The organism is Porphyromonas cangingivalis, assembly GCF_900638305.1.
Taxonomy (GTDB): Bacteria; Bacteroidota; Bacteroidia; order Bacteroidales; family Porphyromonadaceae; genus Porphyromonas_A; species Porphyromonas_A cangingivalis.
The window spans coordinates 816,190-832,235 of the sequence record NZ_LR134506.1 but is presented as its reverse complement, the minus strand read 5'-3'; the positions used below and the strand labels follow the sequence as shown (position 1 = coordinate 832,235).

The window sequence follows — 16,046 nt, the reverse complement described above, 5'->3', positions numbered from 1 at the left end:
AAGTTCGCTCAAACAACAACATAATCATGTCAGACGATAAGAAGATCATTTTCTCAATGGTGGGAGTCAGCAAGATATACCCGCCACAGAAGCAAGTACTCAAGAACATATACCTATCCTTTTTCTATGGCGCAAAGATCGGTATTGTGGGTCTTAACGGAGCCGGTAAGTCTACCTTGCTCAAGATCATTGCAGGTATAGACAAGGAATACATCGGAGAAGTGGTGTATGCTTCTCCCGAGTACCGTGTCGGTTATCTCGAGCAAGATCCTCAGCTTACCAACGGCAAGACGGTCAAGGATACTGTGATGGAGGGAGCCGGTGAGGCTGTGGCTCTGCTTAAAGAGTTTGAGGAAGTCAATAATGCCTTTGCAGACCCTGATGTCCTCGATGATCCGGACAAAATGGAAAAACTCATCGAACGTCAGGCTACCCTTCAGGATCGTATAGATGCCATCGATGCATGGAACATCGACACTCGTGTCGAGAGAGCCATGGATGCTCTTCGCTGTCCCCCCGGGGATGAACTTGTGGATCATCTTTCGGGTGGTGAGCGCAGACGTGTCGCGCTCTGTCGTTTGCTTCTCTCTCAGCCTGAGATCCTACTCCTTGACGAACCTACCAACCACTTGGATGCGGAGAGTATCGACTGGTTGGAGCAGCACCTCCAACGTTATCCCGGTACGGTCATCTGCATCACCCACGACCGATACTTCCTCGATCATGTTGCGGGATGGATCCTTGAGTTGGACAGAGGGGAAGGTATCCCTTGGAAGGGTAATTACTCCTCTTGGCTTGAGCAAAAATCCAAGTGTCTCGAGCAAGAAGATAAACAATCCGGTAAGCGTGCCAAGGCTCTTGCACGAGAGTTGGAGTGGATACGTATGGCTCCCAAGGCTCGTCAAGCAAAGGGTAAGGCTCGTCTCAACTCTTACGAAAAGCTCCTGAATGAAGAGCAAAAAGAGAAGGAGGCAAAACTCGAGATCTTTATCCCCAATGGTCCTCGCCTTGGTAATAAGGTGATCGAGGCACAAGGTGTCAGCAAGTCTTTTGGAAATCGGACACTTTTCACAGACCTCAATTTTATGCTTCCTCCCAACGGTATCGTCGGTGTCATCGGCCCTAACGGTGCCGGTAAGTCGACCATGTTCAAGATGATCATGGGGATGGAGACACCCGATGCCGGTACGTTTGAAGTCGGAGAGACCGTCACCATCGGTTATGCAGACCAAACCCACAAGGATATAGATCCCGAGAAGTCTGTCTATCAGGTTATATCAGGAGGGCAAGATACGATAAGGGTAGGTGGCAAGGAAATCAATGCACGGGCTTATCTCTCCAGATTCAACTTCACCGGTTCGGATCAAGAGAAGTTGTGCAAAGTGCTCTCGGGTGGTGAGCGCAACCGTCTGCATTTGGCACTTACACTACGTTCGGGAGCCAATGTCCTGCTTCTTGACGAACCTACCAATGATATCGATATCAATACCCTCCGAGCACTCGAAGAAGGTCTCGAAAACTTTGCTGGATGCGCAGTTGTGATCTCTCACGACCGCTGGTTCCTTGACCGTATCTGTACTCATATCCTTGCTTTTGAAGGGGATGGTAAGACATTCTATTACGAAGGTACTTATACCGAGTATGAGGAAGATAAGGTGCGCAGACTTGGTGATGCCGCCACTGCCAAGACCAGATACCGCAAGCTCGGTGATATGCTTTAATTCGAACTAACATAAACACCATATGTCAGAAGCTTTATCAGCTCTGTGGACATCTCGCACCATGGTTCAGACACTGATGTTGATATGTCTGGTCAGTGGTATTGGGCTTTATCTCGGTAAGTTGAAGATCTCTCGCTTTTCCTTGGGGTCGGCATGTGTCTTTTTTGTCGGGATATTTGCGGCTCATTTCGGAGCGAAGGTCAATGAAGAGATGCTTCACTTTGCACAAAATTTCGGACTTATCCTGTTTGTCTATGCTTTAGGCGTACAGGTTGGTCCGGGCTTTGTCGCTTCTTTCAGACAAAAAGGCTTAGCCCTCAATATGTGGGGGCTGAGCCTTATTCTTTTGTCTACTTTTGCCGTCATTGCACTTTATTTTGTCTCGGATATGGGGATTGAGCGACTCATGGGTATTCTGAGTGGAGCTGTGACCAATACGCCTGCCCTTGGTGCAGCACAGCAAGCAGTCACTCAGTCTGTAAGCAGCCTTGATCTCAATAGTACCTTATCCGACATGGCACTGGCGACGGCCATTACTTATCCTTTCGGTGTCATAGGGGTGATCATTGTGCTTGAATTGCTCAAGAAGTTTTTCCCACACAAAGATGTTCCGGTGACAGGTGATGAGCCCCACCATTTTGTCGGCGAGTATTATGTCCGCAATCCCGAGGTCGCAGGTAAGACTGTCTCTCAGATTCACGACCTTTTCAGCGTCGATTTCATCATCTCACGACTATGGCGCAAAGGACGTATCTCTCAACCTTCTTCCGACACTATCTTGGAGATGGAGGATCACCTCATCATCGTCTCCGACGAAGCCGATGCTCCTCGCATTACGAGTTTCTTTGGCGGTAGAGCCACCGAGAAGGAGCAAGTCGATTGGGAGTCTGACGAAAATATCCAGCTCGTCTCTCGTCGTCTGCTCGTCACCAAGTCTGAGTTCAATGGCGTCAAGCTCTCCAGTCTCAGACTCCGCAATCGCTATGGCATCAATGTCACACGTATAAATAGAGCTGAGATCGACCTTGTTCCGACCCCTACGCTCAGACTTCAGATCGGCGATAGACTCACCGTCGTCGGACGAAGTGAGGATGTTGAAAGACTTGCCAAACGCATCGGTGATCAGCTCAGACCGCTTGATACCCCGTATCTCATCAGTATCTTTTTGGGTATATTCTTGGGATGTGCCCTCGGAAGTATTCCTATCATACTTCCCGGGATAAGCAATGGGATCAAGCTTGGTATTGCCGGAGGACCCATCATTGTCGGTATCCTTATGGGGGCTTATGGTCCACGTTTGAGGCTCAATACGTACATCACTCAGAGTGCCAATCTTATGGTGCGCTCCATGGGTATCGTTATTTACCTTGCTTGTCTTGGGATCTCTTCGGGAGCCAATTTCTTTGCCACCCTTATGAGTGGAGACGGTGTCACTTGGCTCGGGCTTGGTGCTCTACTCACTGTTGTCCCTACACTTCTTGTGGGTATCATCGCATTGAAATACACTCAGTATACCTATGGCGCGGTCGGAGGATTTCTGTGTGGTACGATGGCAAATCCAATAGCTCTGGATTATCTCAACAACCAAGCCAAGGACGACATCCCTACAGTCAGCTATGCTTCAGTGTACCCTTTGGCGATGTTTATGCGAGTGATTATCGCCCAACTCGTTGTGAGTGTCATCCTTTCGTAGCCTGACAAATATTATTTTTTCAAGAAATATCAATCTACTTAAACATCAACACTTATGGTATATCAATACCTACTGAGAGTCAATCCCAAGACTGCAAGCAACGAAGATTATCTCAAGACATATGTCGCCAAACACTATGGGTTGGACTACGACGACATTACCACCGTTCGGGTCCTCAGGAAAAGTATTGATGCAAGACAAAAGAATATCGCTATCAACCTCAAAGTCGATGTTTATGTCGGTGAGCCGGCACCTGAGACCGAGTATATCCCCACTCATTATCCCGATGTCTCTTCGGCGCGGCAAGCTGTTGTTGTGGGAGCCGGTCCTGCCGGGCTCTTTGCGGCTCTCAGGTTGATAGAGTTGGGGGTTAAGCCCATCCTCATCGAACGGGGTAAGGATGTTCATCGTCGCAAGCGTGACATTGCCCTCACAGGTACGGATCATATAGTCGATCCCGAGTCCAACTATAATTTCGGTGAAGGTGGAGCAGGGGCCTTCTCCGACGGTAAACTCTACACCCGAAGCAAGAAGAGGGGTAGTGTTGATAAGATCCTCAATGTCCTTTGCCAGCACGGTGCAAGTGGTGCGATACTCTATGATGCTCATCCACATATCGGCACAGATAAGCTCCCTTTGGTCATCGAAAACATCCGAAAGACGATCATCCGCTGTGGCGGTGAAGTCCATTTCGATACCAAGATGACCGGACTCATTATATCTAAGGGGCGAGTCCGGGGGGTAGAGACAGCCAACGGTAAGACCATCCTTGGAGATGTCATTCTTGCAACGGGTCACTCCGCAAGGGATGTGTACAGGTATTTTGCCGCCTATGGCATACACATAGAGCCTAAAGGACTGGCCATGGGGGTGAGATTGGAGCATCCGTCACACCTTATCGATCAGATACAGTACCACAGCTCAGAGGGACGGGGAAGTTATCTCCCGGCTGCCGAGTATAGTTTTGTCACCCAGGTCCGAGAGAGAGGAGTGTATAGCTTCTGTATGTGTCCCGGAGGTTTTGTTGTCCCTGCGGCGAGTGACCTCAAGCAGGTCGTAGTCAATGGGATGTCTCCTGCCAATCGTGGGTCAAGGTGGAGCAATTCAGGGATGGTTGTCGAAGTTCGTCCCGAAGATGTGATGAGTGGTGCGATCAAAAGCCCTTATGTCGTCGAACCCTATGAGTTAGAAGAAAAACTGCGCATTATCAATGCCAACCTTTCTCCAACCAAGATAAAAGAACTCAATGCTTACATTCTTCCTGTGCTCAACTTGCAGGAGCAACTCGAACGACTTTGTTGGCTCAAGGGTGGACAGACCCAAGTCGCACCTGCTCAACGAATGGTAGACTTTGTGAATGGCAAACTCAGTACCGACCTTCCCAAGACTTCATACACACCGGGATTGAACTCCTCTTCCTTGCGAGATTGGATGCCAAAATTCATCAGTCAGAGACTTAGCGAGGGCTTTCAGACATTTGGAAAGAATAGTCGGGGCTTCTTGACCAACGAAGCCGTGATGATAGGTATGGAGACCCGTACTTCCTCTCCCCTCAGAATTACCAGAGATGAGGAAACGCTCCAACACATAAGCATCAAAGGTCTCTATCCTTGTGGCGAAGGGGCAGGCTATGCCGGTGGTATCGTCTCAGCGGCCATCGATGGAGAACGATGTGCCGAGGCTTTGGTTCAGCAGTTGTCTTAGGTGCATCAGATTCTTGCTTATTTCCCCGAGATTCTATATCAAGGTCAACTTTCATGTTGTGTATCAGACGGAGTTCTTTACCTTGAAAGAATATCTTCCGGTACAGAGCAGAATATGTTCTGTCTGCCGAGAGAAAACTCAGAAACTTCTTTTTTGATTCCTCATAAGCAATGCTACATAGGTATATTGCTTGTTTCATTTTGAGTTGATGTTGTGACACATAGCCCTTGCTGAGGCAGAGTATACTTGTCCTGTTTTTATTGACTCTTCAAAATAATTTTCCTTTGGGTGTTGCAAGGCTGGAAATTTGTTCTTAACTTTGCACCCACATTCGCCGATAGAAGTATCGGGGAGTGTCACAGAAACGCGATCATAGACATATTGACAAGTAAAGAATAGAGAATAGAAAACGTAAACGAGAGAAGCGAGTTCTACGCTTCGGCTGTTTGGCGCAAGTCGGACGGTTGTGGCGGAAGGATTTATCTCGGGCGCTATACTTTTAAAAGAGTATAGTTTACGAAGTATACGAAATAAACGTAATAGTTCATTAGGAAGTTACTTATTTGCTATTGAAGACATAACTTGGCGTCCTTCGGGACACCGGGTAAAGATTCGATATAAAGCAGATAAGGGCAGACGGTGGATGCCTAGGCTCTAAGAGGCGAGGAAGGACGTGATAAGCTGCGATAAGCTGTGGGTATTGGCACATACGATTTGATCCACAGATTTCCGAATGGGGCAACCCGACGTGTTTAACGGCACGTCACAGACACGATGCGTGTTTGAGCGAACGTGGGGAACTGAAACATCTTAGTACCCATAGGAGAAGAGAACAATAGTTATTCCCTTAGTAGTGGCGAGCGAACGGGGAGGAGCCCAAACCGATGTTGTTTCGGCAATATCGGGGTTGTAGGGTCTCGAACAAAGTGTACAGGAGGTATGTAGAGGAACGGTTTGGAAAGGCCGGCCACAGTGGGTGACAGCCCTTTACTCGAAACAGAAGACCTGCATGACGAGATACCTGAGTAGCGCGGGACACGTGTAATCCTGTGTGAATCCGGGAGGTCCATCTCCCAAGGCTAAATACTCCTTAGAGACCGATAGTGTACAAGTACCGTGAGGGAAAGGTGAAAAGCACCTCGACGAGAGGATTGAAATAGACCCTGAACCCGTCTGCCTACAAGCGGTCGGAGCACAATTAATGTGTGACGGCGTGCCTTTTGCATAATGAACCTACGAGTTACTGTGAATAGCGAGGTTAAGTGTTTTAAGACACGGAACCGAAGCGAAAGCGAGTTTTAAATGGCGATAGTTATTTACAGTAGACGCGAAACCAAGTGATCTACCCTTGTCCAGGTTGAAGTGTAGGTAACACTACATAGAGGACCGAACCGTTAAACGTTGAAAAGTTTTCGGATGAGATGAGGGTAGGGGTGAAAGGCTAATCAAACTTGGAGATAGCTCGTACTCCCCGAAATGCATTTAGGTGCAGCCTTTGGAATATACTATAAGAGGTAGAGCGACTGATTGGATGCGAGGGTTTCACCGCCTATCAAGTCCAGACAAACTCCGAATGCTTATAGGCAGTGCCAAGGAGTGAGGGCATGGGTGCTAAGGTCCATGTCCGAGAGGAGAAGAATCCGGACCATCGGCTAAGGTCCCGAAATGACAACTAAGTTGTATTAAACGCGGTCACGATGCACAGACAGCTAGGATGTTGGCTTGGAAGCAGCCATTCATTTAAAGAGTGCGTAACAGCTCACTAGTCGAGGATTGTGGCATGGATAATAATCGGGCATAAGTTGTCTACCGAAGCCGTGGGATACGTAAGTATCGGTAGGGGAGCATTCCAAAAAGGGTAGAAGGCACAGGGACGACCTGTACTGGACTATTTGGAAGAGCAAATGTAGGTATAAGTAACGATAAAGGAGGTGAGAATCCTCCTCGCCGAAAGACTAAGGATTCCTGATCAACGTTCGTCGTATCAGGGTTAGTCGGGACCTAAGGGATAGCCGTGGAGGCGTACCCGATGGATGAATGGGTTAATATTCCCATACTCCCGCATTGAGTGATGTGGTGACGGAGTAGTGACAGTCCTGCCTACTGACGGAATAGTAGGTTGAAGGGTGTAGATTAAGATCGGTGTAGGCAAATCCGCACCGAGAGTCGAACCTGATAGTACACGGAACCTTCGGGGGAAGTGATAAGGGCGTAAGCAGACTTCCAAGAAAAACCGCTAAACTTTAATCAATGTAGGGACCCGTACCGTAAACCGACACAGGTGGTTGGGTTGAGTATACTAAGGCGCTCGAGCGATTCGCGGTTAAGGAACTAGGCAAATTGGTCCTGTAACTTCGGAATAAAGGACGCCTACGGAGACGTAGGTCGCAGAGAATAGGCCCAGGCGACTGTTTAACAAAAACACAAGGCTATGCAAACTGGAAACATGAAGTATATAGTCTGACACCTGCCCGGTGCTGGAAGGTTAAGAGGAGGAGTCATCCTTATGGAGAAGCTCTGAATTGAAGCCCCAGTAAACGGCGGCCGTAACTATAACGGTCCTAAGGTAGCGAAATTCCTTGTCGGGTAAGTTCCGACCTGCACGAATGGTGTAACGATCTGGGCACTGTCTCAACCGCGAACTCGGTGAAATTGTAGTATCGGTGAAGATGCCGATTACCCGCAACGGGACGAAAAGACCCCGTGAACCTTTACTATAGCTTTACATTGTATTTGGGCATTAGATGTGTAGGATAGGCCGGAGACTGAGAAACAGGTACGCCAGTATTTGTGGAGTCGTTGTTGAAATACGGCCCTTTTGATGTTTGGATACTAACTCGCGGATTGCGAGGACAATGTATGGTGGGTAGTTTGACTGGGGTGGTCGCCTCCAAAAGCGTAACGGAGGCTTCTAAAGGTGCCCTCAGGCCGATTGGTAACCGGTCGCAGAGTGTAATGGCATAAGGGCGCTTGACTGGGAGACACACAAGTCGCACAGGAAGGAAACTTGAGCATAGTGATCCGGTGGTTCCGTATGGTAGGGCCATCGCTCAAAGGATAAAAGGTACTCCGGGGATAACAGGCTGATCGCTCCCAAGAGCTCATATCGACGGAGCGGTTTGGCACCTCGATGTCGGCTCGTCACATCCTGGGGCTGGAGAAGGTCCCAAGGGTTGGGCTGTTCGCCCATTAAAGTGGCACGCGAGCTGGGTTCAGAACGTCGTGAGACAGTTCGGTCTCTATCTGTTGTGGGCGCGAGATATTTGCGAGGGTCTGACACTAGTACGAGAGGACCGTGTTGGACGTACCACTGGTTTATCGGTTGTTTCGCCAGGAGCACTGCCGAGTAGCCACGTACGGTAAGGATAAGTGCTGAAAGCATCTAAGCACGAAGCCCTCCTCAAGATTAGATATCTTTATAGGGTGGTTATAGACGATGACCTTGATAGGCTACAGGTGTAAATGCAGTAATGTAAAAGCCGAGTAGTACTAATAGCCCGAACGCTTTATATCGTTTTCTTGTATTCTTTTTGGGTTTCAGAAGATCCTGAAGGAAGTAAAGGACCTAAAAGAATAGAAGGAAACAAAAGAGAAAAATCATAAGCAAAACGAAAAGAGTAACACAGATGTTCCAAACTGTTACGAAGTCGTATACGTGTAAAGAATTCGTATGGGTTCGGTCTCATAGAACAGACATCGAACCTGCGCGAGATGAATCGAGAGAATGGGACGAACGAAGACCGAGAGGTTTTCGGGGAGTTTCTTTGAGTAGACGATTTCTACTTCTCTATCTTGGACTTGTCAGATATGCCTTAATATATCTCTCTGATGACCGGTGTAAAGAAACGGTCAGGAAGAAGAGAGGGAAATAACGAAATAATTAAGGTGGCTATAGCATTGGGGATCCACCTCTTCCCATCCCGAACAGAGCAGTTAAGCCCAATCACGCCGATGGTACTACGCAAGTGGGAGAGTAGGTAGCCGCCACTTTTACAGTCGAGAGAGCTTTGGAGACAGATGTCTTCGAAGCTCTCTCTTTTTGTTTAGCTCCCTGCCGATCCGATCGCCCCTTGATCACTCCCTTTCTACTCATTCGACTTTAATCGATGATAATCGACAGGATAGGACTGCAATCGACGATAATCGACTCGGGGCCTTGAGTCTCATCTTATCTTTGCGGTGTGATCAGTAATCATCTGTCTATTTCCCGAAGATGAAATCGGGTGGTGAGATGAAGTATAGTCTGGAGCTGGCACGTGTCATGGCTGTGTATAACCATCGGCAGAATGAGACATCGATCATATTTTATTTTTTCTTTCTACAAGCAATTTCTTACAAGATACATACTAAGCCATTATCTCAGTTGCTTCAGAAATGAGTCGGATAAAAAAGTAATAGCTGCAGTGCAGAGCACTACAGCTATTACTTTGAGTTGTATTGACTAATTATAATCTTACGATATGAGGTTAGTTATAGCTTGTGTTCAGAGATGTAACGTTCTGCTTCCATCGCTGCCTTACAACCACTTCCTGCTGCTGTGATAGCTTGACGATAAATTGGGTCAGCAACATCTCCTGCTGCAAACACACCTTCAATGTTGGTTTTAGGAGTTTGTCCCTTTGTGATGACATAACCTACTTCATCGAGCTCAAGAACACCTTTGAAAAGATCAGTGTTTGGAGTGTGGCCAATGGCAAGGAAGAAGCCATCAATAGCTATATCAACCATCTCTTCATCCGGCTGACCTTTTCTCTTTACAAGATGAGCTCCTTCGACTCCATCTTCACCAAAGAGACCAATGGTATTGTGTTCAAAGAGTACTTCAATCTTTTCGTTTTCCATTACTCTTTCCTGCATTACCTTAGAAGCTCTCAGGTAGTCTTTACGTACGATGAGGTAGACTTTCTTTGCAAGAGAGGAGAGGTAAATTGCTTCTTCACAAGCTGTATCACCACCACCAACTACTGCAACAGTTTTGTTTCTATAAAAGAACCCGTCGCAGGTAGCACAAGCACTTACGCCCATACCTGCATACTTCTTTTCGTCTTCCAAGCCCAAATACTTGGCTGTTGCACCTGTTGCGATGATGAGTGTGTCGGCTTTGATCTCGTAAGCACCATCGTCGATGGTAGCTGTAAATGGACGATTTTGAAGATCAACCTTTGTCACTGTGCCAGTGAGCATTTTGGTGCCAAAACGTTCTGCTTGTTCCTTGATGTCAATCATCAGTTCAGAACCGGTTATGCCTTTTGGGTACCCAGGGAAGTTTTCGACTTCAGTGGTTGTGGTAAGCTGTCCTCCGGGTTGGATCCCCTCAATAAGGACAGGTTCAAGGTTTGCTCTTGATGCGTAGATCGCAGCTGTGTATCCAGCCGGCCCGGAACCAATGATCAGGCAACGGGTCTTTAGATTTTCATTGCTCATAAATTAATTTGCTGTATATAATTTAGATTAGTTACTATGTTTCAACCAAATAGAGTCTATTATTGTTTAATATTCTTGTTTGTCAGCGCAGGTCTATGACCTTTACATTTGGCTCTTTATCAGATGTATAGATGAAAGTATCAGGAGTGATGTTTATGTTTTGTTTAACACTCTTAACTTGTATTGTGATTTTGTTGTTGATGCCTTTCTCCTTAACCTCTATGGTTTTAATAGGGTTTTTCTTGTTTCCTCTGATTATTACGTGTTCGATAGACTTCCTATTTTTCTTTTGAGGTTTGGCCAAGATCGAGTGTCCGACAGAGGTGTTTGAGACAGTAGAGTTGTATTCTTCAGAGAAAATACGTGGGAGTTCAAGAAGAGGATTTATTTCGATAATTTCTTCAGTTTCGGGATGAGATAGATTGATCTCTCCATTTTGATAGAGATATATCCAAAGTTCTTTTCCGTTGTACCAGGCTTTTAGTTCGGATGTCTCTATATAAAACTTATTCTTCAGAGCATAGTAAGTTCCATGGATTGTCTCTTCGTCTTGATTTCCGGGTAATATCATGTCAAACTCTATACAAAGTCCTTTGCTGCTATCAAGCTTGGCTATGGCTTGTTGTATCGGAGAGTGGGCCGATTGTGCCGGAGCAGTTAAAGCCATTGTGACAGACAGGAGAAAACCTATTAATAAGCTTCGTATCATATTCGTATCTGAATTGTTTGGGGTTAGAATTGGCTAAGAATATCTCTTAGATGTTCTTCGCTTTTGACAAGTACTTCGCGACCTTTACTGCCATCAGGGGCACTTACGATACCAGCTGCCTCCAACTGATCCATGAGACGACCGGCTCTGTTGTAACCTATCGAGAACTTACGCTGGATAAAAGATACTGAGCCTTGCTGCTCCAGAACAAGCATCCGAGCTACTTGTTCGAAGAGAGGATCCTTCTCATCCATATCTATGGCTCCCGGGAAATCTCCATTACTACTTTCATTTGCGGAAACCTCCGGAAGTTCGTAGGCATGTGCAAAGCCTCTTTGTGAAGAGATGTAATCTACTACTCTATTAACTTCGGGAGTATCCACAAAAGCACACTGGACACGTATAAACTCATTACCTTGTGAGTATAGAAGGTCTCCCTTGCCGACAAGTCTGTTTGCACCGGGAGCATCCAAGATCGTACGAGAGTCAATCATCGAGAAGACTCTAAAAGATATACGCCCCGGGAAGTTTGCCTTGATTGTCCCGGTAATGATACTTGCAGTCGGGCGTTGGGTCGCAATGATGGCATGTATACCGACAGCTCGAGCCTTTTGGGCAAGACGGGCAATAGGTAGCTCGATCTCCTTCCCGGCGGTCATGATAAGGTCTCCATACTCATCTATGATGACTACGAGGTAAGGCATGAATCTATGTCCGTTTGCCGGATTAAGACTGCGTCCCTTGAATAGGGCATTATATTCCTTTATGTTACGAACCTTTGCCTTGGTAAGGAGTTCGTATCGCTCATCCATCTCCTGACATAGAGAGTTAAGGGTCGTGACGACTCGTTTAGTGTCTGTGATGATACAGTCTTTCTCCCCCGGAAGTTTTGCCATGTAGTGCTTTTCTATTGCAGAATAGACACTGAACTCTACCATTTTAGGGTCAATCATGACGAATTTCAATTCTGCCGGATGTTTGCGGTAGAGTAGGGAGGTGATGATGGCATTTAGCCCGACCGACTTACCTTGCCCTGTGGCTCCTGCCACCAGCAAGTGGGGCACTTTGGCGAGGTCAAAGGTGAAAATATCATTGGTGATGGTCCTACCCAAAGCCACAGGTAAGTCGTAAGTAGCCTCTTGGAACTTCTTTGAAGCTATCACGGATCTCATACCGACAACTTGAGGGTTCTTGTTCGGAACCTCGAGACCCACAGTCCCCTTACCAGGCATGGGGGCAATGATACGAATCCCCAAAGCTGAGAGACTCAGTGCTATGTCGTCCTCAAGGTTACGTATTCTGGATATCTTGACACCGGACTCCGGAACTACCTCATAAAGGGTGATGGTAGGGCCGACTGTCGCTCGAATAGAACTGATCCCGATACCAAAGTTTTTGAGGGTCTCTGTGATACTCTCTTTATTTCTCTGAACTTCCTCGTGATCAATGCTTATATTTGTGACTGTCCGATCTTCAAGGAGATCGAATGTAGGCATTTTGAACTGCCCAAGATCCAATCGGGGATCATATTCACCCAACTCAGCCACCAATTCTCTTGCCTTGTCCTGAGGAGACAAGGTGTAGGTTGCACCGACATCTTCTTTCCTTGTATCGATGATTTCTATGTCAAGTCCCTCCGGAGTCTCTTGGGATGGATTATAACTTCCGGCAGGGTTAATGTCTTCTACTTCATCTTTATCATCTCCTTTGGCTAAGGTTACTTCTTCGGAGATAGGTTCAAGGTAGGCCCTGTCATAAGCTTCCTCGGCAGAAAGGTCTTCTGTGGGGACGGTATCTTCGATAGGTTCTACTATCGTCGGCACTTCCGCCTTTTCCGTATTTTTCTTTTTCGGTAATAGTTTACTCCACCATCTCTCTTTCTTTTCATCGACATTCAGACCTTCTGTTGGGAGGGGACTTTCTTTTTCAGCTTTTTGAGCCAATGTCCACTCCTTATATTTCTTTCGTACGATGCTGAAGAATACAAATCCCGTGATCACAGCTGTGGTGACAAGTAACAAGATGATACCAAACGTACCGATCTGCCCCCTCAAGTAATCATACATCTCCACTCCTATGATGCCTCCGGGTCTGAAGAAGAAGCTATCGCTCCATGGGTGGAGGATCGTCGTGAAGAAAAGTGAAAGCCAAAATATACTGATTGCTGCGAGTATCAACATCCGTATCTTGCGCATATTGTTCCTTCTCACGATGCTGAAACCGAGGAATAGCATATAGACAAAGATGATTACCGCCGATAGCCCCACCCAGCCATTGACCAACAAATGCATCATGTACGCACCTCTGAAACCCGAGGGATTTGCTGTGCTCTTGACAGCTTCCTCCATATCGATGGCGTTGCTTGTCATAATACTTTGATCATCACTGCCAAATATTAAGTATGAGGCATAAGAGTAGATCAAAAATACAGAGAGTGCCAACAACACGATACCCACTATCGGAGCTATATTGTCCTTTAGTGTCTCTCCGCTGAAGATGTTACGAATGAATGCTGATATGTTGTTTGTTCCGAATCTGTTTTCGGCTCTTTTACTTGACTTGTTGTTCTTTCTCATGTTTGCTATCGCATGATCTTTGTTACCAAAAGGCTGAATGTGATCTTATCGCACAAAAATAACGATTTCTAAGCGTTTACAGGGCTAAAAAATCAGAATACTTTCGTCCTGATACGCACCTTTTGATGTCTTTTTGAGAATACCATCATAAACAGTGGCTTCGTTAGTATGAAGAAAGTGGTACTATCCTCAGGTGTTGGATACTTTGATATCCTTTTTTGAGCATTTGTATTTGTTCTGTTTTTTTATGGAGCAAGGCTTTTAGGCACAACGTTTTTGAGGACTGTTCATCAACTCTCAACCTTATTTGTTAGTAATATCCCGAAAGTGGTGACTGGAAATGTAAATAGAGATGAAAAAGAACGAGATAGCTTTAGCCTTATTAACCGAAAAAGTGTATTTTTGTGGCTACTACAAGAATTGTGGTATGTGACCTGAAACATAAACATACTATTATAAACTATTTTTTCACCTTATGGTAAACAACACTACTATCACGACGCTGCGAGACTCTTCTGCAGCTCGATGGACGGCTCTCCTATTGCTGTCCTTTGCGATGTTTTGCTCGTACATCTTCATGGACATCTTGTCTCCCATCAAGGATCTTCTTGAGTCTACAAGAGGTTGGGACTCGAAGGCGTTCGGTACGTATGCAGGTTCGGAGACATTCCTTAATGTCTTCATCTTCTTCCTTATCATTGCAGGTATCATTCTGGATAAGATCGGTGTGCGATTCACTGCTCTTCTTTCGGGAGTTGTGATGATCATCGGTGCTTCCATCAATTGGTATGCTGTCACTGAGGGATTCATGGGTTCGGGTCTTGAGAGATGGTTCACAGACAATCTCAATTATGTGCCTATTTTCGATGAACTCGGGGTGTCTCCATTTTATCAAGGTATGCCTGCGTCGGCTAAGTTGTCATCCATCGGCTTCATGATTTTCGGTTGTGGTGTCGAGATGGCGGGTATCACAGTATCGAGAGGTATCGTCAAGTGGTTCAAGGGCAAGGAAGTTGCCCTTGCGATGGGCTCTGAGATGGCACTTGCTCGTCTTGGTGTCGCTACGACAATGATCTTCTCTCCATTGTTTGCCAATATGGTATCTCCTGCCGATGTTTCGCGTTCGGTAGCATTTGCTTTGGTGCTCCTCATGATTGCATTGATCATGTTCATCGTTTACTTCTTCATGGATCAGAAGCTCGATGCACAGACAGGTGAGGCAGAAGAGAAGGATGATCCCTTCCGTTTCAGTGATCTTGGTAAGATCTTCTCCAGTGGTGTCTTTTGGCTTGTCGCACTTCTTTGCGTACTTTACTACTCTGCCATCTTCCCATTCCAGAAGTATGCGGTGAATATGCTTCAGTCCAACATTTCATTCATTCCACCGGCTGCTGATTCGTATTGGGCTTCTCAGAATGTGGCTTATGTACAGTACATCGTGATGCTCATCGTGGCAGGAACTTCGTTCATGAGCAACTTCACCAAAGGTACACTCAGATATGTACTTCTTATTTTGGCCATTGTCTCTCTTGTCGGCTTCTGCTATATGTCGTATATGCGCCAGTCGGCAGAGTCCATCTTCTCTGTGTTCCCACTTCTTGCTGTGGGTATTACACCTATCCTCGGCAGATATGTCGACAATAAGGGTAAGGCAGCATCCATGCTTATGTTGGGCTCACTCCTTCTCATCGCTTGCCACTTGACATTTGCGTTCCTATTGCCACAGTTCAAGGGTAACAACGTTGCTGGTATCACTCTTGCGTTTGTGACCATCTTGGTACTTGGAGCGTCGTTCTCTCTTGTGCCTGCAGCACTTTGGCCAAGCGTACCAAAGCTTGTAGATAGCAAGGTGATCGGTTCGGCTTATGCACTCATCTTCTGGATTCAGAATATCGGATTGTGGCTCTTCCCACTTCTTATCGGTAACGTGCTCGATGCGACCAACAAAGATGTCGCAGCAAAGCTTGCTTCTGGTGAGATCACTGCCGAAGTTGCCGCTGTGTCAAACGATTATACTTACGCTCTTCTTATGCTCGTAGGTCTTGGTGTCCTTGCTCTTGTCATGGGCTTCTTCCTCAAGGCTCTCGACAAGCGTAAGGGATACGGTCTTGAGTTGCCAAACATCCAAAAGTAATCTGATGTGACTCAAAAATAATATGATGAAAACGCAATCTCTCCTCAAGGAGAGGTTGCGTTTTCTTGTTTTAGGGGCTGTGTAT

Annotated in this window: 7 protein-coding genes and 2 rRNA genes; 6 read left to right on the top strand and 3 right to left on the bottom strand. The window is 46.4% G+C overall.

Annotated elements, in window-relative coordinates; genetic code table 11:
* Positions 1 to 26: 26 nt before the first annotated feature.
* The 5 genes from ettA to rrf all read left to right on the top strand — a co-directional run bounded on the left by ettA (position 27) and on the right by rrf (position 9,108).
* Positions 27 to 1,721, top strand: a complete 1,695-nt coding sequence (gene ettA, locus EL262_RS03495) for an energy-dependent translational throttle protein EttA (protein WP_078735834.1) — start codon at positions 27 to 29, stop codon at positions 1,719 to 1,721.
* 22 nt (positions 1,722 to 1,743) lie between these two features.
* On the top strand, positions 1,744 to 3,414 hold the full coding sequence (locus EL262_RS03490) for a putative transporter (protein ID WP_078735835.1): 1,671 nt from the start codon (positions 1,744 to 1,746) through the stop codon (positions 3,412 to 3,414).
* A gap of 54 nt (positions 3,415 to 3,468) precedes the next feature.
* The gene (locus EL262_RS03485) at positions 3,469 to 5,118 is read left to right on the top strand and encodes an NAD(P)/FAD-dependent oxidoreductase (RefSeq protein ID WP_025838438.1); all 1,650 of its coding nucleotides are present in this window, start codon (positions 3,469 to 3,471) and stop codon (positions 5,116 to 5,118) included.
* 616 nt (positions 5,119 to 5,734) lie between these two features.
* Positions 5,735 to 8,631 (top strand): 23S ribosomal RNA (locus EL262_RS03480).
* A 368-nt stretch (positions 8,632 to 8,999) separates the two neighbouring features.
* Positions 9,000 to 9,108: ribosomal RNA gene (gene rrf / locus EL262_RS03475) — 5S ribosomal RNA — on the top strand.
* A 480-nt stretch (positions 9,109 to 9,588) separates the two neighbouring features.
* Here rrf and trxB read toward each other — a convergent pair.
* From trxB to EL262_RS03455, 3 genes are all read right to left on the bottom strand, one after another.
* Positions 9,589 to 10,542 (bottom strand): thioredoxin-disulfide reductase, encoded by a 954-nt coding sequence (gene trxB / locus EL262_RS03465; protein WP_025839551.1) that lies wholly within the window; start codon positions 10,540 to 10,542, stop codon positions 9,589 to 9,591.
* A gap of 82 nt (positions 10,543 to 10,624) precedes the next feature.
* On the bottom strand, positions 10,625 to 11,251 hold the full coding sequence (gene lolA1, locus EL262_RS03460) for an outer membrane lipoprotein periplasmic chaperone LolA1 (RefSeq protein ID WP_036854174.1): 627 nt from the start codon (positions 11,249 to 11,251) through the stop codon (positions 10,625 to 10,627).
* 23 nt (positions 11,252 to 11,274) lie between these two features.
* Positions 11,275 to 13,827 carry an FtsK/SpoIIIE family DNA translocase gene (locus tag EL262_RS03455; protein WP_078735736.1) on the bottom strand — a complete coding sequence of 851 codons (2,553 nt, stop codon included), beginning with the start codon at positions 13,825 to 13,827 and terminating at the stop codon, positions 11,275 to 11,277.
* 475 nt (positions 13,828 to 14,302) lie between these two features.
* On the opposite strand from EL262_RS03455, the gene EL262_RS03450 reads away from it, so the two are divergent.
* Positions 14,303 to 15,961 (top strand): MFS transporter, encoded by a 1,659-nt coding sequence (locus EL262_RS03450; protein WP_025839554.1) that lies wholly within the window; start codon positions 14,303 to 14,305, stop codon positions 15,959 to 15,961.
* Positions 15,962 to 16,046: the final 85 nt, after the last annotated feature.

Coding starts and splice junctions, on each gene's coding strand:
- ettA (WP_078735834.1), top strand. CDS start 27: ATGTCAGACGATAAGAAGATCATTTTCTCAATGGTGGGAGTCAGCAAG.
- EL262_RS03490 (WP_078735835.1), top strand. CDS start 1,744: ATGTCAGAAGCTTTATCAGCTCTGTGGACATCTCGCACCATGGTTCAG.
- EL262_RS03485 (WP_025838438.1), top strand. CDS start 3,469: ATGGTATATCAATACCTACTGAGAGTCAATCCCAAGACTGCAAGCAAC.
- trxB (WP_025839551.1), bottom strand. CDS start 10,542: ATGAGCAATGAAAATCTAAAGACCCGTTGCCTGATCATTGGTTCCGGG.
- lolA1 (WP_036854174.1), bottom strand. CDS start 11,251: ATGATACGAAGCTTATTAATAGGTTTTCTCCTGTCTGTCACAATGGCT.
- EL262_RS03455 (WP_078735736.1), bottom strand. CDS start 13,827: ATGAGAAAGAACAACAAGTCAAGTAAAAGAGCCGAAAACAGATTCGGA.
- EL262_RS03450 (WP_025839554.1), top strand. CDS start 14,303: ATGGTAAACAACACTACTATCACGACGCTGCGAGACTCTTCTGCAGCT.